The sequence below is a fragment of the Caulobacter sp. GW822-FHT01G02 genome (assembly GCF_058802865.1).
The window spans coordinates 504,735-529,517 of sequence record NZ_JBXAON010000004.1 but is presented as its reverse complement, the minus strand read 5'-3'; the positions used below and the strand labels follow the sequence as shown (position 1 = coordinate 529,517).

General features: G+C 67.7%; 29 protein-coding genes and 1 pseudogene. 10 read left to right on the top strand and 20 right to left on the bottom strand.

What is annotated here, in order from left to right:
* Positions 1–62: 62 nt before the first annotated feature.
* Together AC1RNC_RS14805 and AC1RNC_RS14800 are read left to right on the top strand one after the other, a co-directional pair.
* Positions 63–728 carry a fused DSP-PTPase phosphatase/NAD kinase-like protein gene (locus AC1RNC_RS14805; protein ID WP_492887132.1) on the top strand — a complete coding sequence of 222 codons (666 nt, stop codon included), beginning with the start codon at positions 63–65 and terminating at the stop codon, positions 726–728.
* Positions 729–742: 14 nt separating this feature from the next.
* Positions 743–841 (top strand): annotated as a pseudogene (locus AC1RNC_RS14800) (hypothetical protein); the annotation flags it as partial.
* 19 nt (positions 842–860) lie between these two features.
* On the opposite strand, the gene AC1RNC_RS14795 reads toward AC1RNC_RS14800, so the two are convergent.
* From AC1RNC_RS14795 to obgE, 10 genes are all read right to left on the bottom strand, one after another.
* On the bottom strand, positions 861–1,094 hold the full coding sequence (locus tag AC1RNC_RS14795; RefSeq protein ID WP_492836443.1) for a DUF4170 domain-containing protein: 234 nt from the start codon (positions 1,092–1,094) through the stop codon (positions 861–863).
* Between the two features lie 20 nt (positions 1,095–1,114).
* Positions 1,115–1,894: a 3'(2'),5'-bisphosphate nucleotidase CysQ gene (locus tag AC1RNC_RS14790; RefSeq protein ID WP_492887131.1), complete on the bottom strand. Its 780-nt coding sequence runs from the start codon at positions 1,892–1,894 to the stop codon at positions 1,115–1,117.
* The gene (locus tag AC1RNC_RS14785) at positions 1,891–3,222 is read right to left on the bottom strand and encodes a TldD/PmbA family protein (protein ID WP_492887130.1); all 1,332 of its coding nucleotides are present in this window, start codon (positions 3,220–3,222) and stop codon (positions 1,891–1,893) included. Before AC1RNC_RS14785 ends, AC1RNC_RS14790 begins: the two co-directional genes overlap by 4 nt.
* Positions 3,223–3,279: 57 nt before the next feature.
* Positions 3,280–3,681, bottom strand: a complete 402-nt coding sequence (locus tag AC1RNC_RS14780; protein WP_492836449.1) for an MAPEG family protein — start codon at positions 3,679–3,681, stop codon at positions 3,280–3,282.
* A 181-nt stretch (positions 3,682–3,862) separates the two neighbouring features.
* Positions 3,863–5,638, bottom strand: coding sequence for a M14 family metallopeptidase (locus tag AC1RNC_RS14775; RefSeq protein WP_492887129.1), 1,776 nt, complete (start codon positions 5,636–5,638; stop codon positions 3,863–3,865).
* 96 nt (positions 5,639–5,734) lie between these two features.
* Positions 5,735–6,052, bottom strand: a complete 318-nt coding sequence (locus AC1RNC_RS14770) for a type II toxin-antitoxin system PemK/MazF family toxin (RefSeq protein ID WP_492887128.1) — start codon at positions 6,050–6,052, stop codon at positions 5,735–5,737.
* Positions 6,049–6,315, bottom strand: coding sequence for an AbrB/MazE/SpoVT family DNA-binding domain-containing protein (locus tag AC1RNC_RS14765; protein WP_492102107.1), 267 nt, complete (start codon positions 6,313–6,315; stop codon positions 6,049–6,051). Before AC1RNC_RS14765 ends, AC1RNC_RS14770 begins: the two co-directional genes overlap by 4 nt.
* Positions 6,316–6,356: 41 nt before the next feature.
* Complete coding sequence (locus AC1RNC_RS14760) at positions 6,357–7,886, bottom strand: UbiD family decarboxylase (protein ID WP_492887127.1); 1,530 nt, start codon at positions 7,884–7,886, stop codon at positions 6,357–6,359.
* A 21-nt stretch (positions 7,887–7,907) separates the two neighbouring features.
* Positions 7,908–9,038: a glutamate 5-kinase gene (proB, locus tag AC1RNC_RS14755; RefSeq protein WP_492887126.1), complete on the bottom strand. Its 1,131-nt coding sequence runs from the start codon at positions 9,036–9,038 to the stop codon at positions 7,908–7,910.
* Positions 9,035–10,099 (bottom strand): GTPase ObgE, encoded by a 1,065-nt coding sequence (obgE, locus tag AC1RNC_RS14750; RefSeq protein WP_492887125.1) that lies wholly within the window; start codon positions 10,097–10,099, stop codon positions 9,035–9,037. The genes proB and obgE overlap by 4 nt, the downstream gene beginning before the upstream one ends.
* Before the next feature lie 218 nt (positions 10,100–10,317).
* Between obgE and AC1RNC_RS14745 the strand changes: the two genes are divergently transcribed.
* On the top strand, positions 10,318–11,277 hold the full coding sequence (locus tag AC1RNC_RS14745; RefSeq protein WP_492836463.1) for a hypothetical protein: 960 nt from the start codon (positions 10,318–10,320) through the stop codon (positions 11,275–11,277).
* A gap of 51 nt (positions 11,278–11,328) precedes the next feature.
* On the opposite strand, the gene AC1RNC_RS14740 is transcribed toward AC1RNC_RS14745, so the two are convergent.
* The 3 genes from AC1RNC_RS14740 to rplU all read right to left on the bottom strand — a co-directional run bounded on the left by AC1RNC_RS14740 (position 11,329) and on the right by rplU (position 12,926).
* Positions 11,329–11,862, bottom strand: a complete 534-nt coding sequence (locus AC1RNC_RS14740; protein ID WP_492887124.1) for a GNAT family N-acetyltransferase — start codon at positions 11,860–11,862, stop codon at positions 11,329–11,331.
* A 190-nt stretch (positions 11,863–12,052) separates the two neighbouring features.
* The gene (gene rpmA, locus AC1RNC_RS14735; protein ID WP_096052697.1) at positions 12,053–12,322 is read right to left on the bottom strand and encodes a 50S ribosomal protein L27; all 270 of its coding nucleotides are present in this window, start codon (positions 12,320–12,322) and stop codon (positions 12,053–12,055) included.
* A gap of 31 nt (positions 12,323–12,353) precedes the next feature.
* Positions 12,354–12,926 (bottom strand): 50S ribosomal protein L21, encoded by a 573-nt coding sequence (gene rplU, locus AC1RNC_RS14730; protein WP_492102102.1) that lies wholly within the window; start codon positions 12,924–12,926, stop codon positions 12,354–12,356.
* 201 nt (positions 12,927–13,127) lie between these two features.
* Here rplU and AC1RNC_RS14725 point away from each other — a divergent pair, with 201 nt between their 5' ends.
* Together AC1RNC_RS14725 and AC1RNC_RS14720 are read left to right on the top strand one after the other, a co-directional pair.
* Entirely contained in the window at positions 13,128–13,757 is a 630-nt protein-coding gene (locus AC1RNC_RS14725; RefSeq protein WP_492887123.1) for a hypothetical protein, read from the top strand.
* Positions 13,758–13,797: 40 nt separating this feature from the next.
* Positions 13,798–14,913 (top strand): CobW family GTP-binding protein, encoded by a 1,116-nt coding sequence (locus AC1RNC_RS14720; protein WP_492836470.1) that lies wholly within the window; start codon positions 13,798–13,800, stop codon positions 14,911–14,913.
* A gap of 5 nt (positions 14,914–14,918) precedes the next feature.
* Here AC1RNC_RS14720 and AC1RNC_RS14715 read toward each other — a convergent pair whose 3' ends face one another.
* Positions 14,919–15,671 carry a hypothetical protein gene (locus AC1RNC_RS14715; protein WP_492887122.1) on the bottom strand — a complete coding sequence of 251 codons (753 nt, stop codon included), beginning with the start codon at positions 15,669–15,671 and terminating at the stop codon, positions 14,919–14,921.
* A gap of 132 nt (positions 15,672–15,803) precedes the next feature.
* Positions 15,804–16,253, bottom strand: coding sequence for a biopolymer transporter ExbD (locus AC1RNC_RS14710; protein WP_125156952.1), 450 nt, complete (start codon positions 16,251–16,253; stop codon positions 15,804–15,806).
* A 263-nt stretch (positions 16,254–16,516) separates the two neighbouring features.
* On the opposite strand from AC1RNC_RS14710, the gene AC1RNC_RS14705 reads away from it, so the two are divergent.
* Entirely contained in the window at positions 16,517–17,548 is a 1,032-nt protein-coding gene (locus AC1RNC_RS14705) for a WD40 repeat domain-containing protein (protein WP_492887121.1), read from the top strand.
* 71 nt (positions 17,549–17,619) lie between these two features.
* Here AC1RNC_RS14705 and AC1RNC_RS14700 read toward each other — a convergent pair whose 3' ends face one another.
* Positions 17,620–17,946 carry a GIY-YIG nuclease family protein gene (locus tag AC1RNC_RS14700; RefSeq protein WP_492887120.1) on the bottom strand — a complete coding sequence of 109 codons (327 nt, stop codon included), beginning with the start codon at positions 17,944–17,946 and terminating at the stop codon, positions 17,620–17,622.
* A gap of 175 nt (positions 17,947–18,121) precedes the next feature.
* A complete protein-coding gene (locus AC1RNC_RS14695; RefSeq protein ID WP_492887119.1) occupies positions 18,122–18,784 on the bottom strand; it encodes a nitroreductase in 663 nt (220 codons plus the stop codon).
* A 119-nt stretch (positions 18,785–18,903) separates the two neighbouring features.
* On the opposite strand from AC1RNC_RS14695, the gene mtgA reads away from it, so the two are divergent.
* The gene (gene mtgA, locus AC1RNC_RS14690; RefSeq protein WP_492836478.1) at positions 18,904–19,581 is read left to right on the top strand and encodes a monofunctional biosynthetic peptidoglycan transglycosylase; all 678 of its coding nucleotides are present in this window, start codon (positions 18,904–18,906) and stop codon (positions 19,579–19,581) included.
* Here mtgA and AC1RNC_RS14685 read toward each other — a convergent pair.
* Positions 19,578–21,023, bottom strand: coding sequence for an FAD-dependent oxidoreductase (locus AC1RNC_RS14685; protein ID WP_492887118.1), 1,446 nt, complete (start codon positions 21,021–21,023; stop codon positions 19,578–19,580). The genes mtgA and AC1RNC_RS14685 overlap by 4 nt on opposite strands.
* Before the next feature lie 100 nt (positions 21,024–21,123).
* Between AC1RNC_RS14685 and AC1RNC_RS14680 the strand changes: the two genes are divergently transcribed.
* Positions 21,124–21,573: a MarR family winged helix-turn-helix transcriptional regulator gene (locus tag AC1RNC_RS14680; RefSeq protein ID WP_492836482.1), complete on the top strand. Its 450-nt coding sequence runs from the start codon at positions 21,124–21,126 to the stop codon at positions 21,571–21,573.
* A gap of 23 nt (positions 21,574–21,596) precedes the next feature.
* Here AC1RNC_RS14680 and AC1RNC_RS14675 read toward each other — a convergent pair whose 3' ends face one another.
* Positions 21,597–22,379, bottom strand: coding sequence for a TOBE domain-containing protein (locus AC1RNC_RS14675; RefSeq protein WP_492887117.1), 783 nt, complete (start codon positions 22,377–22,379; stop codon positions 21,597–21,599).
* A 71-nt stretch (positions 22,380–22,450) separates the two neighbouring features.
* Here AC1RNC_RS14675 and modA point away from each other — a divergent pair, with 71 nt between their 5' ends.
* Together modA and modB are read left to right on the top strand one after the other, a co-directional pair.
* A complete protein-coding gene (modA, locus tag AC1RNC_RS14670) occupies positions 22,451–23,212 on the top strand; it encodes a molybdate ABC transporter substrate-binding protein (RefSeq protein WP_492887116.1) in 762 nt (253 codons plus the stop codon).
* Positions 23,213–23,214: 2 nt separating this feature from the next.
* A complete protein-coding gene (gene modB, locus AC1RNC_RS14665) occupies positions 23,215–23,889 on the top strand; it encodes a molybdate ABC transporter permease subunit (protein WP_492887115.1) in 675 nt (224 codons plus the stop codon).
* 57 nt (positions 23,890–23,946) lie between these two features.
* Here the strand turns inward: modB and AC1RNC_RS14660 are convergent, their stop codons facing one another.
* On the bottom strand, positions 23,947–24,591 hold the full coding sequence (locus tag AC1RNC_RS14660) for a TetR/AcrR family transcriptional regulator (RefSeq protein ID WP_492887114.1): 645 nt from the start codon (positions 24,589–24,591) through the stop codon (positions 23,947–23,949).
* Positions 24,592–24,783: the final 192 nt, after the last annotated feature.

The following is a 24,783-nucleotide window of genomic DNA, read 5'->3' as shown; positions in this document are numbered from 1 at the left end:
CTTTTGCCTTTCGGGGCCGATACCCTTACCTAGGCTCGGAATTTCCGAAGGATCGCGCCGCCTTGGCCAAGTTCGACCTCGCCACGCCCTGGGGCCGGTTCAAGACCTATCTCCACTATCTGTGGAACGACCATGCCTATCTGCGCCTGGGCTTTTCGAACGCCCACTGGATCAGCCCCGAGCTGGTTCGCGCCAACCAGCCGTGGCCGTTCCAACTGGCCTGGTGGAAGAAGCAGGGGATCAAGACGATCGTCAATCTGCGCGGCGGCTTCGACGGCAGCTTCTACGCGCTGGAGAAGGACGCCTGCCAGCGCCTGGGCCTGAACTTCGTCGACTTCACCATCACCTCGCGCGAGGTCCCGATCCGTGAACGGGTGCGCGGCGCCAAGGAGCTGTTCGAGAGCATCGAATATCCAGCCCTGATGCACTGCAAGTCGGGCGCGGACCGGGCGGGGATCATGAGCGTGTTCTACGCCCACTACCGCCTGGGTCTGCCGATCCGCGAGGCGATGAAGCAGCTGGGGCCGCGCTACTTGCACATCAAGCACGGCAACACCGGCGTGCTGGACTATGTGTTCGAGCAGTATCTTGAGCGGGGCGAACCCAAGGGGCTGACGTTCAGCGACTGGGTCGAGAGCGACGACTACGATCCCGTCGCGATGAAGAAGACCTTCCGGGCGGGGATGCTGGGGAAGGTGCTGACGGACAGGATTCTGCGGCGAGAGTAGGGGGCGGAGCTGACCCCCTCCACCGCCGTTCGGCGGTCCCCCTCCCCCAGAAGGGGGAGGAGAAATCTTTTCCGCCACCCCTTTGGGGGCGGACAGACCTGCGTAGCAGGTCAGGTGGGGGCTGGCGCGGCCTTAGCCCTCGCTCGGGTCCAGCAGCTTGTGGGCGTGGATAATGAAATAGCGGGCGTGGGCGTTGTCCACGGTCGCCTGGGCCTTGGCCTTCCAGGCTTTGTGGGCGTCTTCGTAGCTGGGATAGGCGCCGACGAACTCGACCTTGGACAGGTCGCGGAATTCGACACCAGCCACGTCCGAGAGTTCGCCGCCAATGACGATATGAAGAAGCTGCTTATCGGGCATCTGGAGCAAGTTCCTGCGAGGAATTGGTTTTATGGCAGCTCGATATGCCCGACGCGCGACAGGATCAATGGCGCAAGCGTCTGATTGGCGCAAACCAGGCTCGGAACCAGCGGAACGGGGCGATTATAGGCGAAATCCCGGCCCTTGTGGTCGCTGAGCCACGCGCCGGCGCGGCGGCAGATCAGGTCGGCGGCGGCGACGTCCCATTCGCTCTTGGGCGACAGGGCGATGGCCGCGTCGAAGGTCCCGGCCGCGACTAGGCACATGCGGTAGGCGATCGAATTGCGGCTCTCGATGCGCATGTCCGGCCAGGGCTCGCGCCAGGCCGGGTGGGCGAACATCTTGGCGTCGCCGAGCATGGCCGAGCCTTCCAGGCCCTGGGTGGCGCTGGGTTCGATGATCACGCCGTTCAGGGTCGCCGGACCGTCGACCGTGGCGGCGTAGGTCTCATTCAGCGCCGGGGCGTGGACGACGCCGGCCACGGGCTGGCCGTTCTCGACCACGGCGATCGACACCGCGAACCACGGCTTGCCCTTCATGAAGGCGGCCGTGCCGTCGATGGGGTCGACGACGAACTGGCGGGTGGTGGTCAGGCGGGCCGGATCGTCGACCGTCTCCTCCGACAGCCAGCCGTAGCCCGGGCGTTCGGCGCCGAGGCCGGTCTTCAGCAGGGTGTCGACGGCGAGGTCCGCGTCGGTGACCGGCGAGCCGCCCTCCTTGGACCAGATCTTCAGACCGCCCTCGCGCGCTGAGAGCGCCAGCTCGCCGGCCTCCCTGGCGGCTCGGAGGATCAGGTCCAGGTCGTTCATTTGCCCGCGATCGCCAGCGCGTCGACCAGGATCGACGGACTGTTGCTGGCGCCGCGGAACTGCAGATCCGAGCCAGGTACGAGGCGGGCGTAGATGTCGATCAGGTTGCCGGCCACGGTGATCTCGGTGACTGGGCCGGTGCTCTCGCCGTTCTCGAACCAGACGCCCGAGCAGCCCACCGACCAATCGCCGGTATTGCCGTTCAGCGAGGGCCCGAACATCGAGGTCACCAGCAGGCCGGTTCCGGCGTCCTTCATCAGGCCCTCCAGATCCCGCGCGCCCGGCTGGAGCGTCAGATTGTGGGTCGAGACGCTGGAGGGACCCGCGAGGCCGCGCGAGGCGTGGCCGGTGGTGACGAGGCCCAGCTGCTTGGCCGAGCTGGTGTTGAGCAGCCAGGTGGTCAGCACGCCGTCGTCGATCAGGGCGCGGGCCTGCGTGGCCACGCCCTCGTCGTCGAACGGGGCCGAGCCCAGGCCGCGCGCGCGGTGCGGGTCTTCCAGCAGGTTGACGCCCCGGGCGAAGATCCGCTGGCCCAGCTTGTCCTTCAGGAACGAGGCGCCCCGCGCGACCGAGGGGCCGGAGATCGCGCCCAGCAGCGGGCCGATCAGGCTCATCGCCAGCCGGTTTTCGAAGATCACCGGCGCGACCGTCGAGGCGATCTTGCGCGGGTTGAGGCGCGCCACGGCCTGGCGGCCCGCCTCCATGCCGATGTCGCCGGCGGCCGGCAGGTCGCCGAAGTGACGGGCCGAGCGGCCCTCGCCGCCGCGTTCCATGCCCGCGCCCTCGCCGGCGATGGCCGAGGCCGAGATCGAGTGTCCGGTGGCCGCATGGGTCCCGTGGAAGCCGGCGGTGGTCACCAGCGCCCATTTCGACGACGACCATGTGGCCGAGCCGCCGTCGGAATTGGTCACGCCCTTGACCTCGCGGGCGTGCGCCTCGGCGATACGGGCCTGGGTCTCCAGGGTCTCGGCGGTGGGCTCGTAGGGGTCGATCAGGTCCAGCTCGGGGAACGGACCCTTGGCCAGGCGATCGTGCTGCGCCAGGCTGGCATAGGGATCTTCCGGGGCCAGGCGGGCCATGGCGACGGCGCGCTCGATCAGCTTGGCGCGCGCCTCGGCCGAGATGTCGGAGCCGGAGACGGTGGCGCTGCGGCTACCGATGAAGACGCGCAGGCCAAGGTCGCGGGCCTCTTCGCGCTCGACCTCTTCCAGCTCGCCCAGGCGGACCGAGACGGAGAGCGACTGGCGCTCGGCGAAGACGGCTTCGGCGGCGTCCGCCCCGGCCTTGCGCGCGGCGGCGACCACGTCATGCAGCAGATTATCGTCCATGCGGTCTTATGGACTTTATCGCCTCCCCGGTGCAACGGGGGAGGCGGGTTCGGTCCGCTACCCGATCGCCGACAGCAGCAGGGCCACGCCCGCGAAGATGTAGGCCAGCCAGGTCGCCACCATGCCGACAGAGCGCCCGATCGAGGCGCCGCCGTTGGTGGACAGGCCGAAGGCGTGGATCGCGCGGCCGGCGAACAGGATGAAGCCGACCACATGGATGGCCAGCGGCGAGGCGCCGGCCACGGCCAGCACGGCCAGGGCCGCGACGCCGGTCGGCACGTATTCAGTGGCGTTGCCGAAGGCGCGGATGGCGCGGGCCAGCTCCGGGATGCCCTCGTCGCCCAGGGCCACCTTGTGCTTCTGGCGCAGGCGCACGACCAGCAGCGACAGGATCAGCAGCAGGAAAAGGTGCAGGCCGGCCCACAACGCGGCGGCGTGGCCCGAAGCAATCGTATCCATCGGTATTCAAGCCCTAGTGACGAATCCGCCGCCAGAGCGTCATCGCCGAAAGTGGTCCCGGTTTCGGCGGTTATGACGCTCTTTGACATAAACCGAGCCTGTTTATCCGCGCCTTCGCGCGGACAGGCTCGGCGAAGGCGCCATATGAGGCCTTCCGCCCATGGTCGGCAAGTCGACCCGCCTATCGCGCGACTTCGCGGGCGATCGGGTACAGCAGGTAGTGGTCATCATAGAAGGGCGTGCGCTCGTAGAACCAGGCCAGGCGCCCGTCCGGATCGGCTGCGAACTTTGGCTCGGCGGCCAGCTTGGCCTCGAACTCGGCCTTCAGCGCGGGATCGGCGGCCAGCATCTTCTCGGCCAGCGGTGCGATGGCGTAGGACTCGATGTACTCGACCCGGCTCAGCACCTCCGGGACCATGCCCCAGGCGAAGAAGCTTTCGCTGGACTGCGGTTCCAGCAGCAGCACGACCAGATCGCCCAGCGGCTGGTCGGTGGGGACGCGGACCGAGCCCTTGGGGAACGTCCAGTCGCGAGTCTGGGTGGTGATCTTGTCGACGCTGATCTGGACGTGACCCTCGTTGGCGCGGTCGGCCAGCTTGGGATCGACCAGGCGGATCATCTCGACGTTCACGACCTTGTCGGCCGGCAGGGTTTCCAGCGTCACGCCGTGCAGCCTCAGCCGCTCGATGATGTCGGCGCGGTAGCTGGGCACGTAGTAGGCGACCGGACGCTTCAGGCTCAGCGTCGAATGCGAGCCGTAGAAGGGCGTTTGCCAGATCTCGGGATCGGCTTCGCCCAGCCAGCGGATTTCCTTCCGGCCCGAGGCGGGGCTGTCATAGGTCTCGTACTTGATGCCCTTGAAGTGGCGCGTGTAGCTGGGCTTGTCGTCGGAGACGAAGTTGGCCTGGATCTCGGCCGGCCGAAGGGCGCTGTCGGCGGCGATGGCGGCGCGCAGATCGGAGCCCTTCTCCGCGAGCAGCTTCAGGGCCGTTTCGATGAAGACATAGGTTCCCAGCACGCGCTGGGCATGGGGCTTGAGGCTGTGGTTCTCGATCAGGATGGTCGGGACGTGGGCCGCCGCGCCCCAGCCGTTGGAGAAGCGCTCACCCAGGCCCCCGTCGTTGAAGCCGGCCTTGGGATCCTGGTCGTCGACGCCGAACACCAGCTCGCCCGGGATGTGGCCCTCGGCCTCCAGGCTCCGGTTCATGACCGGCTTGAGCACGTCGTCCAGCCACTTGGCGATGGCTGGCGAGCGGTTCCAGACGCCGTTCTCGCCGTTGAAGCCGTAGGTGACGTCGTACTGGTAGTCCAGGCCGTCGGTCACGTGGACATCGACATAGAGATCGGCCTTGTACTTGGCCTGCAGACGCTTCAGCGCCTGCATCTCCGGCTGGTCCAGCTTCATGAAGTCGCGGTTGAGGTTCTGGTTGGCGGCCGTGTTGCGCCAGCCCTGGATGCGCGGCCCGCGCTGGTTGGGGCGCGAATAGGCGCTGGCCCGCTCATGGCCGTCGACCGACAGGATCGGGATCAGGACCAGATTGACCTTGTCCAGAAGCGCGTCCTTGCCGTGGAACGCCATGTCCCGCAGCAGCATCATGCCGGCGTCCTTGCCGTCGATCTCGCCGGGGTGGATGCCGCACTGGACCAGCAGCAGCGGCTTCTTCGGATCCAGCGTCTCGCCGTCCTTGCTGGCGATCACCGCGAAGATCGCGCGGCCTTGCGGCGAGACGCCGAAGTCCTCGACCCGGATCAGCTGGCTGGCCTTGTCCAGGCGATCGAACCAGGCGCGGGTGTCGGCGTAGTTGGGCGAGAAGTCATGCTCGGCGTCGGCCTCGAACGCCGTCACCCACGGATCGGCCTTGTCGCGGATCAGCGCCTGGCTGGCGCCCTGCCAGTGTGGGGCCGGCGGCAGGAAGGGTTGATCCCAAGGGGCTTTGGCGGGCGGCGTTTGAGACATGACGGGACTCGATGACAGGGCGGCGATCGCCGTGAGAAGCAGGATTCCGCATGGCTATCGTCCTTGTCCGACAGCCAGTCGACGGCAAGGGCTTAGTCAGTCCGGTTCGAACATCAAGCGCAAGACGCCAAGGACCTGGTCCAGCGTGGAGTCGTCCAGCCGGCCCAGCCGCTTGATGAGGCGGCTTCGCGCCACCGATCTGATCTGATCGGGCAAAATCCGCCCGGCCCTTTCCTGGAAGACGACCTCGATGCGGAAACGAGCCTTCGCGTCGCCCGAACTCATCGGCGCGACGATGAAGATGTCGTGGTGGCTCAAGCGGTCTGGCGAGACGATCACGCACGGACGGGTCTTGCGGATTTCACTTCCCTCGGTGGGATCGAGGCGGGTCAGCCAGACCTCGCCGCGCTTCACCATTCCCAGTCCTTGTCCGCTTCGCTGGTGAGCGGCGCCTCTAGCCATTCACGATCTTCTTCGGTCAAGCCCAGGGCGCCCAGACGCTTTGAGTCCTCTTCCCAGCCGGCTCGAGGATCCGCGGTCACGGGCGACAGGAAGACACGACCGTCCTCCGCCACGAACTCGATGCGGTCGCCCAGCTTGGCGCCGAGCGTCTCCAGCACCGGCTTGGGCAGGATGACGCCCGCCGAGTTCCCGATCTTGCGGATAGCCGAGGACATGACCTTCTCCGTTGCAACGGAGTAATAACATGCCGGGCCACTTATTTCCAGATCGGCGCGCCGTCGCCAGGCAGACCCAGTCGGCCCCACATATCGCTGACCTTGTCGATCACGCCTTGGTCCATGCGGATCTCCTGGCCCCATTCGCGCTTGGTCTCGGGCGGCCACTTGTCGGTGGCGTCGAGGCCGATCTTGGAGCCGAGGCCGCTCTCGGGGCTGGCGAAGTCCAGATAGTCGATCGGGGTGTGCTCGATCACCGTGATGTCCCGGGCGGGGTCCATCTTGGTGCTGATCGCCCACATCACGTCCTTCCAGTCGCGGGCGTTGATGTCGTGGTCCACGACGATCACCCACTTGGTGTACATGAACTGGCGCAGATAGCTCCAGACGCCCAGCATCACGCGCTTGGCGTGGCCGGGATAGGCCTTCTTCATCGACACCACGGCGATGCGGTAGCTGCAGCCCTCCGGCGGTAGCCAGAAGTCGACGATCTCGGGAAACTGCTGATGGATCAGCGGGATGAACACCTCGTTCAGCGCCTCGCCCAGCACCGAGGGCTCGTCCGGCGGCCGGCCGGTGAAGGTGGTCAGGTAGATCGGGTCCTTGCGCATGGTGATCGCCGTCACCTGGAAGACCGGGAACTTCTCGACGCTGTTGTAGTAGCCGGTGTGGTCGCCGTAGGGACCTTCGTCCTCGTAGTCGTCGAGCAGGACGTGGCCCTCGATGACGATCTCGGCGTGGGCCGGGACCATCAGCGGCACGGTCTTGGCCGGTACGAGGTCGACCTTGGCCCCGCGCAGCAGGCCGGCGAACTGGTACTCCGACAGGGTGTCGGGCACCGGCGTCACGGCGGCCAGGATGGTGCCGGGATCCGCGCCCAGGACGGCGCAGGCGGGCAGGGGGTCCTTGTTTCCCGCCTTCTTGTGGCGGGCGTAGTGCTGGGCCCCGCCGCGATGGGCCAGCCAGCGCATGATGCAGCGGTCCTTGCCCAGCACCTGCATGCGATAGATGCCGAGGTTGAAGTCATCCTCGCGATCCTTGCCCGGCCCCTTGGTGACGACCAGCGGCCAGGTGATCAGCGGCGCCGGCTCGCCCGGCCAGCAGGTCTGGACCGGCAGCTGGGTCAGGTCGATCTGGTCGCCGGTCAGGACGACCTCCTGCACCGGAGCCTTCTTAACCGTGCCCGGCCGCATGGCCATCACGGTCTTGGCCAAGGGCAGCATGTCCAGGGCGTCCTTTAGCCCCTTGGGCGGCGCGGGCTGGCGCAGGAAGGCGAGCAGTTCGCCGACCTCGCGCAGCTCGCCGGCCGTCTCGCGCGGCTCGCCGCCCAGGGTCACGCCCATGGCCACGCGCTTGACCGTGCCGAACAGGTTGGCGAGAGCGGGCATCGACGAGCGCGAGCCGTCGGGCAGCAGCACGTGCTCGAACAGCACCGCCGGGCCGCCGGTCGCTAGCAGGCGAGTCTGGATCTCGGTCATCTCCAGCACGCTGGAGACCGGTTCGGTGACGCGCACCAGTTCGCCCTTGGCCTCCAGGACATCGATGAATTCGCGGAGGGATCGGTAGGCCATGGGGATACTCGTGCGTGCGGTCTAGTTGGCTACGGCCAGATCGTCGGCGTGGATCATCGGGCCCTCGGTGAAGCCGAGTTCGGCCTCGATGGCGTCGGAGCGCAGGCCGGCGATGCGGTGGGCGTCGGCGCTGTCGTAGCGGACGAGGCCGCGGGCGACCTCGCGGCCGGTCTCGTCGCGGACGCGGACGGCGTCGCCCTTCTCGAACGGGCCTTCGATGGCGCGGACCCCGGCCGACAGCAGGCTCTTGCCCGAGGCGAGGGCGGTGGCCGCGCCGGCGTCGACCGTGACCCAGCCCTGCGGGGCCAGCGAACCGGCGATCCAGGCCTTGTAGGCGGCGGCCGGCGAGGCGTTGGCCTCGATCAGCGTGGCCTTCTCGCCGTCGGCGATGGCGGCCAGCGGACGCGGGCGCGAGCCCAGGGTGATCAGGGTGGCGCAGCCGGCGGCGCGGGCGATGCGGGCGGCGGCGATCTTGGTGGCCATGCCGCCGGTGCCGACCCCCGCCGCGGCGTTGGCGCCCTCGGCCATGCCGGCGATCTCGGGCGTGATCTCGCTGACCAGAGGGATGTGCGCGGCGTTCGGGTTCTTGCGCGGGTCGGCGGTGTAGAGGCCGTCGATGTCCGACAGCAGCACCAGCAGGTCGGCGCCGGCCATCTGGGCCACGCGGGCGGCCAGGCGATCGTTGTCGCCGTAGCGGATTTCCTCGGTGACGACCGTGTCGTTCTCGTTGACCACCGGCACCACGCCCAGGCCCATCAGGGTCTCGGTGGTGGCGCGAGCGTTCAGCCACCGGCGGCGCATCTCGGTGTCGTCGCGGGTCAGCAGGATCTGGGCGACGCCGATGCCGTGCGGCTCGAAGGCTTCCTCCCAGGCGCGCATCAGCAGGGACTGGCCGGCGGCGGCGGCGGCCTGCTTCTCGGGCAGGGTCGCCTTTCGGCCGGTCAGGCCCAGGCGACGGCGGCCCAGGGCGACAGCGCCCGACGAGACCACCAGCACCTGCCTGCCGGCGTCGCGCAGGGCGGCCGCGTCGGCGCAGAACGCCTCCAGCCAGGCGCGGTCGGCTCGGCCCGTCTCGGCGTCGACCAGCAGGGCGGAGCCGACCTTGAACACGATGCGGCGGGCGTTGGAAAACGCCCTGGCGGCCTGGCTCACGGCGTCCAGCCCCCGGGGGTCTCCTCGATGTGGTCTTCGTCCTCGTTGATCTCTTCCTCGAGATCGCCGCGACGGATGCGGACCTGGCGATAGGCCGCGCGCAGCAGTTCGGTGACGCCCTGGCCCGAGACGCCCGACACCAGGCGCGGCTTGACGCCCGCGACCGCTTCCAGCTCGGCGATCTTCTCGGCGAGGGTCTCCTCGTCGAGGGCGTCGATCTTGTTCAGGGCCAGGATCTCGGACTTGTCGGCCAGCTCGTCGCCATAGGCTTCCAGCTCGCCCCGGATCGTGGTCCAGGCGCCGGCGATGTCGTCCTGGGTGGCGTCGATCAGGTGGATCAGCACGGCCGAGCGCTCGACGTGGCCCAGGAAGCGGGTGCCCAACCCCGCGCCTTCCGACGCGCCCTCGATCAGGCCAGGGATGTCGGCCAGCACGAAGCGTTCGCTGCTCGACAGATCCACGACGCCGAGGTTCGGGGTCAGGGTGGTGAAGGGATAGTCGGCGATCTTCGGCTTGGCGGCGCTGGCGGCGGCCAGGAAGGTCGACTTGCCGGCGTTGGGCAGGCCGACCAGGCCGACGTCGGCGATCAGCTTCAACCGCAGCCAGATCCAGCGCTCCTCGCCTTCCTGGCCGGGGTTGGCGTATTTCGGCGCCTGGTTGACCGGGCCCTTGAAGTGCAGGTTGCCCCAGCCGCCGTTGCCGCCCTTGGCCAGCAGCAGGCGCGCGCCCGCGTGGTCGAGGTCGGCGATCAGGGTCTCCTTGTCCTCCTCGAGTATCTCGGTGCCGACGGGAACCTTCAGCAGCACGTCGTCGCCAGCGGCGCCGTGGCGCGCGCGACCCATGCCGTGCACGCCCGTGCCGGCCTTGAAGTGCTGCTGGTAGCGATAGTCGATCAGGGTGTTGAGGCCTTCGACGGCCTCGATCCACACGTCGCCGCCGCGACCGCCGTCGCCGCCGTCCGGGCCGCCGTACTCGATGTACTTCTCGCGGCGGAACGACACCGATCCGCCGCCGCCGTTACCCGAGCGGATGTAGATCTTGCATTGGTCCAAGAATTTCATGGCGCTCTTTAGTCCCAAGGCGTCCCGCGCGTCGAGCCCAAAGGGGCCTAAGGCCCTCACGCCGGCCCACCACATCGGCTCTTCGAACTGTGACGCTTGTCCGCGTCGAAAAGCGTGACCGCTATTCGTCATCGTGACGAAATGTTAAAACACAAAATGCGACAAAGTGTCTTGGCAGCGTAACCGGCGCTTCATGCGACGGAACTGGAGGCTGACCTTTGGCTACGGCAGAAGACAGCAAGGCGATACTGGCGAGGGATCTGCGCGATTTGTCGACGCAGGACCTTCACCGTAAGTATAGCGCCGAGGCGTCGGTTCACCGCAACATCTTGATCGCCCGGGGCACCGGCGTCGCGCCGCAGTGGCGCGAGTTCAAGACGTTCCTGGCGGAGGTGGGCCTAAGGCCGTCCGGCGACCACAGCCTGGTCCTGCTGAATCGCTACGAGCGCACCTATGGTCCCGGCCGCGCCAAGTGGATGACGGCCGAGGAACAGGCCGCCCACGAGATCGAATTCGACCGCCTGCGGGCGGAACAGCAGCGTGAAGAACAGCTGCTGATGCACAAGACCGCCGCCACCAAGCGCGCCAGCATGCCCGGCGCGCCGTCGTTCGGCCAGTTCACGCCGATGGCCGGCAGGCACGTGGCCTTCACCGACGTCGCCCGCAAGCTGGCCATTCCGGTTTCGGCCCTGTCCAAGGCCATGCCGGCCGGCGCGTCCGCCGACGAACTGGTCAAGCGGTCCAGCACCGCCAACGAACTGATCAACGAGCAGGCCACCTGGCTGCCGCCGGATCCGGTCCGCAAGGCCGGCTTCTTCGAGGCCTATCGGATCTGGCACCTGCAGGTGCAGCCGCAGTTCGGCCGCGCCGCCACCCCGACCTTCCTGTTCCTCTACATCGCCCTGCCGGTCATGAAGCAGTGCCGCGATGAGCTGATGGACCTGGACCTGTGGAATCCGCTGGGCCAGCGCGCGACGAGCGCGCGGGACGCCCATATCTCGTGGAAGAAGTACACCGAGTTCATGCCGCGCGCGCAGGTGGCGCTGATGGAGATCCCCATCTACGCGACCTATTCGCTGCTGTCGGACCTGGACGCGCTGTGCGAGCGGATCATCACGGCCGAGAAGCGCTTCCGCGAAGGCCCGCAGAAGGTGATCCACACGCACCGGGCGGCTTAAGGCGCCTAAAGATTTCTCCTCCCTCAGAGGGGGAGCAGATTCTCTGGATTCCTAGGCCAGCCACACCATCATCCGCGTCGTCGCCGGCTCGCCGCGCGCGATCGAGGGCTTGTGCTCGACGACGCCGGTGTACAGGAAGCCGGCCTTGACCAGCACGCGGCCCGACGCGTCATTGTCGGCGAAGTGGCCGGCCACGACATAGCGCTTCCTCCAGGCCGAGCGGGCCCAGTCCAGCGCGCCGCGCGTGGCCTCGGTGGCGTAGCCGCGACCCCAGTAGGGGCGGCCGATCCAGTAGCCCAGCTCGACCCGATCCTCCGGCGTGGTGAACAGGCCGATGACGCCGATCAGGCCCTCGTCGGCCAGTTCGATGGCGAAGGTGTTGTCGCGAGACCGGTCCTGGGTTCCGCAGCGGGCCACGAAATCCTCGGCGTGGCCGCGGGTATAGGGCGCGGGCATGCGGGTGGTCATGCGCGCGACGTCATGATCGACGCAGAAGGCCGCCACGCGCTCGACGTCGGCCTTGGCCGGCGCGCGCAGCGTTAGCCGCTGGGTTTCGATGACGGGTCTTTCTTCGATGACGCACATCGGCGCCTCCCAGAGTTTCCGGCTCCTCTTGCTTGGGAACCGTGACGCCGCCATGGCGAAGCTTTCGATTTCATGGCGGCGAGACAAAACAAAAGCGGGGAGCCCGGCGTTCCGGACTCCCCGCTAGAGATCGTCTGTCCGGATCGTCTTCTGAGTGAGAAGCACGATCCGAAGAAACTCTGGTTCGTGCTTACTCGGCCGGTTGAGCGGCCGGGGTCACCGTCACGTACGTACGGTTATGCTTCTTGGTCACGAAGCCCACGGCGCCTTGCACGAGGGCAAAGAGGGTGTGGTCCTTGCCGATGCCGACATTCGTGCCCGGATAGAACTTCGTGCCGCGTTGACGCACGAGGATGTTGCCGGCGAGAACCTTCTCGCCGCCGAACTTCTTCACGCCAAGGCGCTTCGACTCTGAGTCGCGACCGTTGCTGGACGAGCCGCCTGATTTCTTGTGAGCCATCTTGCTCTCCTACCTTTAGAAGGCGTCGCCCTTAGGCTTCGCCTTCCTCCGTGGTGGCGGCGGCCTTCTTAGGGGCGGCCTTCTTTTTCGGGGCGGCTTCGGCGGCCGGCTCGGCGGCGACGTCAACAGCCTTCGGAGCCTTGGCGGCCTTCTTCGGAGCGGCCGGAGCCGCTTCGGTCGAGCCGGTCGGGATCGTCGCCGGGACGGCGGCGTCGCCGAGGCCGCGGGCGCGGGCGTTCAGGATGACCTTCGGGGTCAGGTCGATAGCGCCTTCCCACTTGGCTTCCAGGCCAGCGCCGACGACCGACGTGACGCGCACGACGGATTCGAACTGGCGGTGACCGCGGGTGCGGCGATAGCCCTGGCGACGGATCTTCTTGAAGATCTTCACCTTCTCGCCCTTGCGGGTTTCGAGCAGGGTGCCGGAGACGACAGCGCCGTCCACGGTAGGGGCGCCGACCGTCACGGCCTCGCCTTCGCCAAGCATCAGGACTTCACCGAAGGCCACGGCAGCGCCGGGTTCACCTTCGAGCTTTTCGACAACCAGCAGGTCGCCGGCTTGAACCCGGTACTGCTTGCCGCCGGTTTTGATCACCGCGTACATAGGTTAGCGCCTTAAAAACGTGCGTTCGCAAAATAGGGAACGCCCGCTCGGAAACCCGGCGGGCGAAGAGGGCGCGACTTATACAGCCAGAAGGGCGGGAGTCAACGCCGTTGGGCCGGAATCCGACGACACGGCGCTTAAGTGCGATTAGGCGGACACGCCCCCTGGGACGTTACTTTATAACGCGCTATATGCCGTGACGTGAACTCGACCTTTTTCACCTCCATCGCCGTGACCGGTTTCGCCGTGGCCTTCCTGCATGCGGCTCTGCCGACGCACTGGCTGCCGTTCGTGCTGGTCGGCCGCGCCCAGAAGTGGTCCACGAGCCGAACCCTGGGCGTGACCCTGCTGGCGGGCCTCGGCCATGTGGGCCTGACGATCGCCCTCGGCCTGGGCCTGGTGGTCGCCGGCCTGGCGCTGGAGCCCAAGCTGGGCGGCTTTTTCCATTGGGTCGTCGGCGGCCTGATGGTCGCCGTGGGCCTCTTCTATATAGCGCGCGGCCGCCACAACCACGCGCTGCCGGAAGCGGGCAGGCGCGTCTACGCCTCCGACCGCGCCGCGATCATCGCCCTGGTCACCCTGCTGACCCTCTCGCCCTGCGAGGCGTTCCTGCCCTACTACCTGGCCGGGATGCAGCACGGCTGGCAGGCCTTCCTGGTGCTGAGCGCGGTGCTGCTGGCCGCCACCTCGGCCGGCATGCTGATCTTCACCAGCCTGTCCCTGGCCGGCTTCAAGCGCCTGGGCCTGCAATGGGTCGAGCGCTACGAGGAGACCATCCTGGGCGTGGCCCTGGTCCTGGTCGGCCTCGCCGTTGCGTTCTTCAAGACGTAAGCGGCTTTCGCTCCGCGTCCCGGCCTCCTAAATAGCGGCCATGACCCAGACCGCTCCCGCTCCCGGCAAGATCCCCGTCACCGTGCTGACCGGCTATCTCGGCGCCGGCAAGACCACCCTGCTCAACCGCATCCTCACCGAGGAGCACGGCAAGCGCTACGCCGTGATCGTCAACGAGTTCGGCGAGGTCGGCATCGACAACGACCTGGTGGTCGGGGCCGACGAGGAAGTGTTCGAGATGAACAACGGTTGCGTCTGCTGCACGGTGCGCGGCGACCTGATCCGCGTCCTCCAGGGCCTGATGAAGCGGAAGGGCGGCTTCGACGCCATCATCGTCGAGACGACCGGCCTGGCCGATCCGGGCCCGGTGGCCCAGACCTTCTTCGTCGACGACGACGTCAAGGCGCGCACGGCCCTCGATTCGGTCACCGCCGTGGTCGACGCCAAGCACATCATGCTGCGCCTCTCCGACAGCAAGGAAGCCGTCGAGCAGATCGCCTTCGCCGACCAGATCGTGCTGAACAAGACCGACCTCGTGTCGGAGGACGATCTGCGCCACGTCGAGGCCCGTATCCGCCGCATCAACCCGCTGGCCCCGATCCACCGCGCCCAGCGCTCGAACGTTCCGCTGGACGCCATCCTGGGCAAGCACAGCTTCGACCTGGAGCGGATCACCGAGCTGGAGCCGTCGTTCCTGAACCCGGCCCACGGCGAGGCCGGCCACGTCCACGACGAGCACTGCGGCCATGATCACCACCATCATGACCACGGGCACGACCATGGGCACGTCCATGACGAACACTGCGGTCATGATCACCACCACGGCCATGACCACGGCCACGCCAGCGCCATCCACGACGATGGCGTCAAGGGGATCTCCCTGACGCTGGACAAGCCCGTCGACGGCCAGAAGATCACCGCCTGGCTGAACGACCTGCTGGCCAAGCGCGGCCCGGACATCCTGCGCGCCAAGGGCATCATCGACGTGAAGGGCGAGAACAAGCGTCTCGTGTTCCAGGCCGTCCACATGATCCTGGAAGGCGACTTCCAGCGCGAGTGGACCGACAAGGACAAGCGCTACAGCCGCATGGTGTTCATTGGCCGCGACCTGGACGAGGCCGAGCTGCGCAAGGGCTTCGAGGCGACGGCGGCCTAGACTTCCTAGGCGGCCAGGCCGCCCAGGATCTGGGCCAAGAGCCGGCTCGACAGGGTCTGCGTCATCGGCGAGGCGGCGAAATCCGCCGCCGCCTTGTCGCGCAGGCCGCCGATCTCGCGCGTCAGATACTTGATCGTCCCGGCCGGGCCCGACTCGCGCTCGGCCTGGTCGGCGGCGAACTGATCAAGGAGCTTCTGCCTGTCCTCGTCCGTGCGGGTCGGGGGCGCCGCCACGGTCTCGCCATCGGGGCCGGAGCGGATCTGGCTCCATTGCGCGGGCTCGACATCGACCCGCAGCGCGCTCGCCGGCAGCCTCTGCGGCATCGCCGCGACCATCTCGTCCCGCGAGTGCAAACCGTCGCCGTCGGCGTCGCGCGCCAGGAACACCGGGCCGGACAGGAAGCCGTTGTCCAGGGTGTCGGCCCGGCGCAGGGCCTTCTCGGCCTCCATCTCGTCGTCGGACAGCTTGCCGTCGCCATCGATATCGGCGCGGGCGAACAGGCTGGCGATCGCCTCGGAGCCGGAACTGGACGCCAGGGCGCCCGCCGAAGGGGCGGCAGCCATTTCCGCCCGGCCGATCTTGCCGTCCTGGTCGGCGTCCAGGCCCCGCATCATCGTGGCGAACGCATCGCCGGATCGGCCCGAGTCCGCCGCCTTGAGCTCGTCGAAGCTCAAGGTCTGGTCGGTATCGGTGTCCAGCTTGTCGAAAAGCTTCTGATACAGCTGCTGAGTGAGCGCGCCGCCGCCGATCGTCGTCATCCGTCTGGGCTCCGCCGTTAAGGGACGGCGAAAGGACAAGCAAGGATCGCGCCAAGGTAGAGCTTGGAGCAAACAAAAAGCCCCGGAGCGCGCGCTCCGGGGCTTTCGTGTTCTTGGCTGTCGCCGAAGAGCCTAGTGAAGGTCTTCGTTGATCAGGCCGACCTTGAACCAGCCCGAGGTCTGGAGTTGGTTCAGCACGCCCATGAAGTCGGCGTACAGCACGTCGGCGTCGGCGCGGATCATGACGCGCTGCTCGTCCTTCGGGCCGGTTTGGCCGGTCGCGGCGAACTTGGCGTTCAGATCGGCTTCCAGGCCGTCGAGGCTGGTTTGCTTCTCGGCGATGAAGATCGCGCCCGACTTCTGGATCGAGATGAAGACCGGTTCCTTCGGCTTCGGAGCGTTCGGGGGCGGCGGAACCGCCGGGGGCAGGTCGATCTTGATGGAGGTCACGGCCATCGGCACGGCGACCATGAAGATGATCAGCAGAACCAGAAGGATGTCCACGAAGGGCGTGACGTTGATTTCGGAATTCTGGCCCAGCGAATAACGGCCACCGCCGCCGCCAGCAAGTTTAGCCGCCATAGCCTGACTGTCTCCCAGAAGGCCGCGCCGACACGGGCGCGCCTGAAATGTCGTTACCTCGCCACGTCTGGCGTAGACGGGCGCGGAAGTAAAGCCCGACGACGCATCGCAATAGCAACCCCCTTTTCGACTCTTTTTGACCGAACGCCGTTCGAACGTGCAGCTTCGCGGGCGCCGCTTCGCCCGAGGCGCGAAATGCGCCGCAACGGCGGGCTTTCTGAAAGAGTCTGGTCGTCGGCGGCCCGGCGCCTTATCTCGCGCGCATGATCTTTTCTTTCGACGCCTTCGTCACCGAAGCCCTGTTCGACCGCTCGGGCCGCGCCATGTTCGCCCTGGGCGACGGCACTGTCCGCCTCCAGACCCAGGAGGGATTCGTCACGGTCGAGGCCCATGGCGGCGCGATGGGCGGGGCCGTCCTGGCCGCCGCCATCCATCCCAGCGGCGTCGGCGTCGTCACCGGCGGCGACGACGGCAAGGTGGTCTGGAGCCGAATCGAGGGGGGCGAGGTGGTCGCCACCTTGATCGCCGAGGTGAAGAACCGGTGGATCGAGCATGTGGCGACCAGCGCCGCCTCGGGCCTGATCGCCTTCACGGCCGGCAAGGAGGTTCATGTCCGCGACGTCGCCGACCCGGCCTTCGCCCGGACGTTCCAGCACGAGAAGACGGTGTCAGGCCTGGCCTTCGAGCCCAAGGGCCGCCGCCTGGCCAGCGCCACCTATGGCGGGGCCCAGCTGTGGTACGCTCGCATCGCCGACCAGAAGCCGACCGTGTTGAAGTGGGCCGGCAGCCATATCGCCGTGGCCTTCAGCCCGGACGGCAAGTTCCTGATCTCGTCGATGCAGGAGAACCAGCTGCACGGCTGGCGCCTGTCCGACGGCAAGGACATGCGGATGGGCGGCTACCCGTCCAAGATCAAGAGCGTGGCCTTCTTCGACAAGGGTAACCTGCTGGCCACGGCCGGCGCCTCGGGCGCGGTCATCTGGCCGTTCGCCGGCGCCAACGGCCCGATGGGCAAGGAAGCCGCCGAGATCGGCTTCTCCCGCGATTCGATGGTCGTCCGGGTGGCGGGGATCGACGCCCAGCCGGTCTGCCTGGCCGCCCAGGACAACGGCAAGATCTGGGCCGCCCACATGCGCAACGGCCGCATCGAGACCCTGAAGGCCGAGAAGGGCGCTTCGATCAGCGCCTTGTCGACCAGCCCCGACGGCCGGTTCTTCGCCTGGGGCGACGAGAGCGGCGAGGCCGGCGTGCTGGAGATCCCGGACCTGAGCGGCCCGCGCCAGTTCGCGGGGTAGGCTCACCGCCGACGTCCTCGTCCTTCGACAAGCTCAGGATGAGGACTTGATACGTGGCGGCAAGAAACACCTCACCCTGAGCCTGTCGAAGGGCGGGGTGTTCGGCGCCGCGCCAGACCGGGAAGCGCCTCCCAGTCACCACGGATCACCGCTTCCTTCTTCGCGCGGCTCCAGCCCTTCAGTTGGCGCTCGAAGGCGATGGCGTCGGTGATGAATTGGAAGTCGCCCGCCCAGACCAGTTCGACAGGCCTGCGCTTGTAGGTAAAGGCCTTCGGGTCCAGCCCTTCATTGTGAGCGCTTACGCGAACGGCAGGGTCGGGGCCGCGATGTGAGCCGACATAGTAGGATCCGTCCGCGCAGCGCAGGATGTAGACCCAGGCGGATTGGATGTCGTACATCGCTCAAGTCTCGAGGCGAGAATTTGAAATGTATACGGCTATAGATTGAATTGGCGCAAATCCGTGCCAAACCCCTCGCCCTTCGACAAGCTCAGGGTGAGGTGTTTCTGGCGCTGGTGCATCCAACCTCCTCACCCTGAGCCTGTCGAAGGGCGAGGACAGCGCGGCGCCTACTTCAAAACCCCTTCAGCTCCGCCCACTCCTCGAACGGCGCGCGCCGCGAGCGGAAGTTGTTCACCGGCGCGGCTTCGTCGCGGTAGCCCAGGGCCATGCCGGAGAACAGCATATGGCCTTCCGGCAGGCCGACATGGTCGTCGACGATCCTGTTGTAGTGCGACCAGAACTCCTGCGGGCAGGTGTCCAGGCCCCGCTCGACGGCCAGCAGCATGAAGGTCTGCATCAGCATGCCGACGTCGCTCCACTGCGGCGGGCCGCAGCGGCGGTCGATCGAGAAGAACAGCTGCACCGGCGCGCCGAAGCCCTGGCCGTTGGTCGAGAACCATTGGAGGCGCTGGATCTTGTCCTCGCGCGGGATGCCCAGCGCGCCGTACATATCCTCGCCGACCTGGAAGCGGCGCGTACGCAGCGGCTCCCACAGATTGGCCGGATAGACGTCGTATTCGGTCGGGTCGGGCGCGGCCACGCGGGCCAGCATGGTCGCCTTCAGCTTTTCCAGCGGCTCGCCGGCGATGGCCTGGACGCGCCAGGGCTGAAGATTGCCGCCGGACGGTGCGCGGGCGGCCGCTTCCAGCAGTTCGCGGACCAGGGCCCCATCCACGGGATCGGGCTTGAAGGCGCGCACCGACATGCGGCGGTTGACGGCGTCGATCACGTCCATCGAAGGCTCCTTGAAACCCGTGTATCTATGTCGCGCGACAGCGGCGATGCGTCTGGTTAGCATCCGTCCGCAAGGTCAAGACAAGTAGACTTCTCGGTTACGCTTCTTGGGGGACGTTCGTGCGGCGGCTGTTGCGGAATATCGCGCTGGCTCTGTTCATCGTGCTGGTGGCCGGGCCGGTGGTGACGGTGATTCTCTATCGCTTCATCCCGCCGCCGGTGACGCCGCTGATGGTCATCCGCGCCGTCGAGGGGCGGGGACTGGATCACCGCTGGAGGCCGATCGACAAGGTCGCGCCGGCGCTGCCGCGCGCCCTGATCGCCGCCGAGGACGCCCGGTTCTGCGAGCACCATGGCTTCGACTTCAACGCCCTGCAGAAAGCCTATGCCAATAACGAGGCCGGCAAGAAGATCCGGGGCGGCTCGACCATCAGCCAGCAGACGGCCAAGAACGTCTTCCTGTGGCCGGGGCGCTCCTACGTCCGCAAGGGGCTGGAGGCCTGGTTCACGGTGCTGATCGAGCTGCTGTGGGGAAAGGAGCGGATCATGGAGGTCTATCTGAACTCCATCGAGTTCGGCTCGGGCATCTATGGCGCCCAGGCCGCCTCGCAGCGCTATTTCGGCGTCGACGCCGACAAGCTGACCCAGGCCCAGGCCTCGCGGCTGGCGGCCATCCTGCCCAGCCCGCTGAAGTGGCGGGTGATCAAGCCGGGCAAGTACGTGGCCAAGCGGACCCAGAAGATCGGCAAGGCCTCGGGCGCGGTGCGCCGCGACGGCCTGGCCGATTGCTTGGGCTAGACGCCGACCTGGGGGAGATAGGCCTCGACCGCCGCCTCGTCCCCCGCCTGGCCGATCGTGGCGATGTAGCCATCGGGGCGCACGAGCACGAAACCGCCGGGCGGCAGGCCGTAGGCGTCGGCGAACCAGCCATCGGTGTCCGTCAGGTCCGCGACGACGAGGCCGGGGCGCGGCGCGATCGCGCTCTTGCCCAATAGCGTCCAGTGTGGCCCCGCAAGCACCTCGAACACACGCCGACCCTGGCAGGGCGCGTCCGGTGCGCGATCGCCCGGCGCGACCTTGGCCTCGACGCCCAGGTCCAGCGACAGCGTCGAGCCTTCGTAGCCGAGGTCAAGCTGCCGGGCCTCACGGCCGCGCCTCATGCCCTGGCGCGTCAGGGCCTTGGCCAGGAGATCGGTGGAGAGGCCCAGCACGTCGGCGGCGATCGGGCGGCGCTCGGCCTCGTAGCTGTCAATCAGACCTTCCGGCGCGCCGTCCAGCACGGCGGCCAGCTTCCAGCCCAGGTTATAGGCGTCCTGGATGCTGGTGTTCAGACCCTGGCCGCCAGTCGGGGGATGGATGTGGGCCGCGTCGCCGGCCAGCAGCACGCGCCCGACGCGGTAGCGATCGGCTAGGCGGGCGTTGAGGCCGTAGACCGAGGCCCAGAACATGTCGTGGACCACGATGTCGTCGCGGCCCGTCCGTTCGCGGATCAAGGTGTTCAGGCCCTCGACCGTCAGACCCGCCTCGCCGGTGGCCGGCGCGTGGCCCTGGATCTGGAAGAGGTCGGTCCCCGCCAGCGGACAGAACGAGACCTGGCCGGTGTGGCGGTCGCCAAACACGTGCCAGGCTTCGCGCGACAGGCCCGTCAGCCGGGTGTCGGCGACCATGGCCAGGCCCGGCAGGGTCTTGCCTGGGAAGTCGATGGCCAGCGCGTGGCGCACGAAGCTGCGGCCGCCGTCGGCGCCGACCAGCCAGCGGGCGCGGATCGTCCGGCCATCCGCCAGGGTCGCGGTGACGCCCTCGGCGTCCTGGTCGATTCCGGCCAGCTCGGCGGCGTATTCCGGCGAGTGACCCAGTTGGGCGAGGCGCTGGCGCAGGATGGTCTCGGTCAGGAACTGCGGCAGCATCAGCGGCGTGGCGTGGGGCTCGGCCGGGGAGGGGCTCGCGCCTTCGGCGATGACGGTCTCCTCGAAGCCGCCGTCCGGAGCGTAGTTCCGCACCGGCGGATAGGGGCCGCCCGTGGCCAGCATGGGCGCCAGGACGCCGAGATCCTCGAACACCTCCAGGCTGCGGGGTTGGATGCCCTTGCCGCGGGAGCCCTGGAACGGGCGCTCGGCCTTGTCGATCAGGCGGAAGGCGACGCCCCGGCGGGCCAGGTCGATGGCCAGGGTCAGGCCGGCCGGACCCGCGCCGGCGATCAGGACGTCCGTGTCTTCGGGAGCGGATTGGGCGAGGGTCATCGCATCTCCTAACGCGTGCGTTATGCACATATTTTGCGTGCAAAAAGCACATAAATCCGAGGCTGGACGGGGTCAATTAAAAACGTGCAAAATGCACGTTATGAATCCCGAGCTTCGCGACATTCACCTGGCGATGATGGACCTCGCGGGTTTCCTCAATCGGCCTCAGGCCGATGATCTGCTGCTGCGCGAGGCCGGCGTGTCGCTGGACCGGGCGCTTTTCCCCTTGCTCGGGCGCATTGGTCGAAAAGGGCCGATCGGCGTGGTCGAGCTGGCGGATCTCGCCGGCCGTGACCACTCGGTGGTCAGTCGTCAGGTCGCCAAGCTGGAAAGCCTGGGCCTGGTCGAGCGCCGCCCCGGCGCGACCGACAAGCGCGTGCGCGAGGCGGTGGTCACGGAGAAGGGCGCGGAAGTGGTCGACAGGCTGGACGCGGCGCGCCAGCGGCTGGTCGGGCCGATGATGGCGGCGTGGAGCGACCAGGAACTCAAGGACCTGGCGCGGCTGCTGCGCAAGTTCGTCGACGGGGCGAACGAGGCGCTGAAGGGCTAGCGGGCCCGCGAGGTTTCGGCCCCTCAGTCGACCGCCAGGATCACATCCGCCGCCGCGATCCGCGCCTCGACCTTGGCGCCGACCGCCAGGCCCCAGGCCGCATCCTCCGGCTTCAAGGTGGCCGTCAGGCTCTTCCCGGCCGTCAGGGCGATCGTCACCTCGGCCGAGGCGTCGCCGGCCTCGCGGTCGACGATCTCGCCGGGCAGGCGGTTGTCGCCGTCGCCCCCGGGGGGATCGGCTCCGATCCGCACGAAGCTGGACTTGATCAGGGCGATCACCGCCTGGCCGGGTGCGAGGCCCAGGTCCTCGACGCTGCGTTGGGTGATCGAGGCGCGCAGGACGAGGCCTTCGCCCAGCGCCAGGGTCACGGTCGCCGTGACGCCGTCGCCCTTGACCGCCATCACCTCGCCGCGCAGGGCGTTGCGGGCGCTGGTGCGCAGATCCAGGCTCCACAGCAGTTCGGCGTCGCCGGACAGATCCGCCTCCAGCCGCGCGAAGGCCGCGCTCACCTCGCGCTCGGCGGCGCGGAAGGCGCGGATCACCGCTTGCCCACGCGGCGTGACCTCGGCCGTCCCGCCGCTCTTGCCGCCGGGCGCGGCGCTGACCAGGGGGGCGTCGAAGAGGTTGTTCAGCGCCTGGATCCCGTCCCAGGCGCCCTTGTAGGAGAGCCCGACCTGCTTGGCGGCGGCGCTGATCGAACCCAGGCCGGCGACGGCCTCCAGCAGGGCGATGCGGTCCAGCCCCACGCGGGCCAGGCCGCCGCGCCTCAAGATCAGGGAGGCGCTGAAATCGTCTTCGCGGGCCACTGTTTCACCGTTATGTACAGGAGCTACATAACCGCAGCCCGAAAACACCGTTGAGAGGCTAGGATTACCAGATGATCGCCCGCCGTCCGATGCTGATCGCCGCGCTTTTGTCCGTGGTCCTGGGCGGGACCGCCTTCGCCGGCGAGACCAAGGTGGCCGTGGCGGCCAACTTCACCGAGGCCGCCAAGGAGATCGCCGCGAAGTTCAAGGCCAGAACCGGCCATGACGCGAGCCTGAGCTTCGGCGCGTCTGGCCAGTTCTACACCCAGATCGCCAACGGCGCGCCTTACGAGGTGTTCCTGTCGGCCGACGCCGAGCGCCCGCAAAGGGCCGAGACCGAGGGCCTTGCGGTTCCGGGATCGCGCTTCACCTACGCCACCGGCCGCCTGGTGCTGTTCAGCAAGACCCCGGGCCTGGTGGACGGTCCAAATACCAAGGGGGGCGCGGTGCTCAAGACCGGCAAGTTCGAGAAGCTGTCGATCGCCGATCCCAAGACCGCGCCCTACGGCCAGGCGGCGGTCGAGACCCTGACCCGGCTAAAGCTCTACGACGCGCTGAAGCCGAAGATCGTGCAGGGCGCGTCGATCACCCAGGCCTTCCAATACGTCCAGACGGGCGCGGCCGAGCTGGGCTTCGTGGCCCTGTCGCAGGTGATCAACGAGCCGGGCGGCTCGCGCTGGATCGTGCCGGCGTCGCACCACACGCCGATCGACCAGCAGGCCGTGCTGCTGAAGGCCGGCGCGGACAGCGAGGCGGCCAAGGCCTTCCTGAAGTTCCTGAAGAGCGGCGAGGCCAAGGCGATCATCAAGCGCTACGGCTACGAGGTCCGCTAGGGATGACGGAGGTCCTGTGGCTGACGGGCAAGCTGGCGGGGATCACCACGATCCTGCTGCTGGCCCTGGCCACGCCGCTGTCCTGGTGGCTGGCGCGCGGCCGCTCGGCCCTGCGCGCGCCCGTAACGGCGCTGGTCGCCCTGCCGATCGTGCTGCCGCCGACCGTGCTGGGTTTCTATCTGCTGATCGCCCTGGGGCCGAAAAGCCCGTTGATGGCGCTGTTCCAGCCGTTCGGGGTCCGCACCCTGGCCTTCACCTTCGAGGGACTGGTGATCGGCTCGCTGATCTATTCGCTGCCGTTCGCGGTGCAGCCGCTGCGCAATGCGTTCCTGGCGATCGGCGACGAGCCGATGGAGGCCGCCGCCACCCTGGGCGCCTCGTCGTGGCAGCGCTTCTGGCGGGTGGCCTTGCCGCTGTCGATCCCGGGCTATGTCGCCGCCGCCATCCTGGTCTTCGCCCACACGGTGGGGGAGTTCGGGGTGGTGATGATGCTGGGCGGCAATATCCCGGGCGAGACCAGCGTGCTCTCGACCGAGATCTATCGCCTGGTCGAGGGCATGGAGTGGGGGAGGGCGCATCAGCTGTCGCTGATGCTGCTGGCCTTCGCCTTCCTGGTGCTGTTCACCCTGCTGGGGCTGGAAGCACGCTCGAAGATCCTGCTGCGCACCCGATCATAGACGGCGCGCGGCTTCGCCGCCGCGCTCCAGGCGACCGAAATCGGACGCGCCTTGCGCTCAGCGGCCGTCGAGATGGAACTTGATCAGCGCCTTGGCCGAGCGCGCCACGGCCTTAACCGGACCGCCGGCACCGAGCGTCACGCGAGCCCCCGAGGCGCCTTCCATCAGCAGCATCAGAGAGTCCGCGAGGTCGTCGTCCTTGGCCCCCGCGGCCCGGGTCAGGGCGTTGATCCGGCGGTACAGCTCTTTCTTGTAGTTGACCGAGACCACCTGGGCCGGGTGGTTTTCCTCGTGCAGCTCGATGGCGGCGTTCGACAGCGGGCAGCCATGGATGTCGGCGTTGCAGGCCTTGGTCTCGAAGGCGTCGAAGATCGCTTCCAGTTGGGCGCGCGGGTCGGTGCAGCAGCACGACGTCACCTCTTCCCACCAGGCCCAGTAGTCGCGCTCCTGCTCGCGCAGCACCTCGGCGACCAGCTCGTCCTTGGACGGGAAGTTGCGATAGAGCGTCATCTTGGTCGCATCGGCCTCGGACGCGATGGTCTCGACGCCGACCGCGCGGATGCCGTGCTGATAGAACAGCTCGCGGGCGGTCTCGAAGATCCGGTCCCGCGCGGGGCGCTTGGATACGGCCACGCTTGGGGTTGCCCCCACAGCGGTTTCCGTGTCGCCCCCGACAACGTCCCCAGAATTTCTCGTCGCCATTTTGGCAGTGCTCTCCTTGACGTGCGAGTTACCGGTCAGTATCTCTCGGCTTGTCGATGATACCGAACGGTCTCGTCACATCCTAAATCGTCCTTCCGGTCGCCCGGGTCAAGTAACAGCCCCTGCGACATTTCCTCCCTTAAACCCCAAAAAAGGAGCGCGCGCCAATGCCCTCGCAAACAAACGTTTACG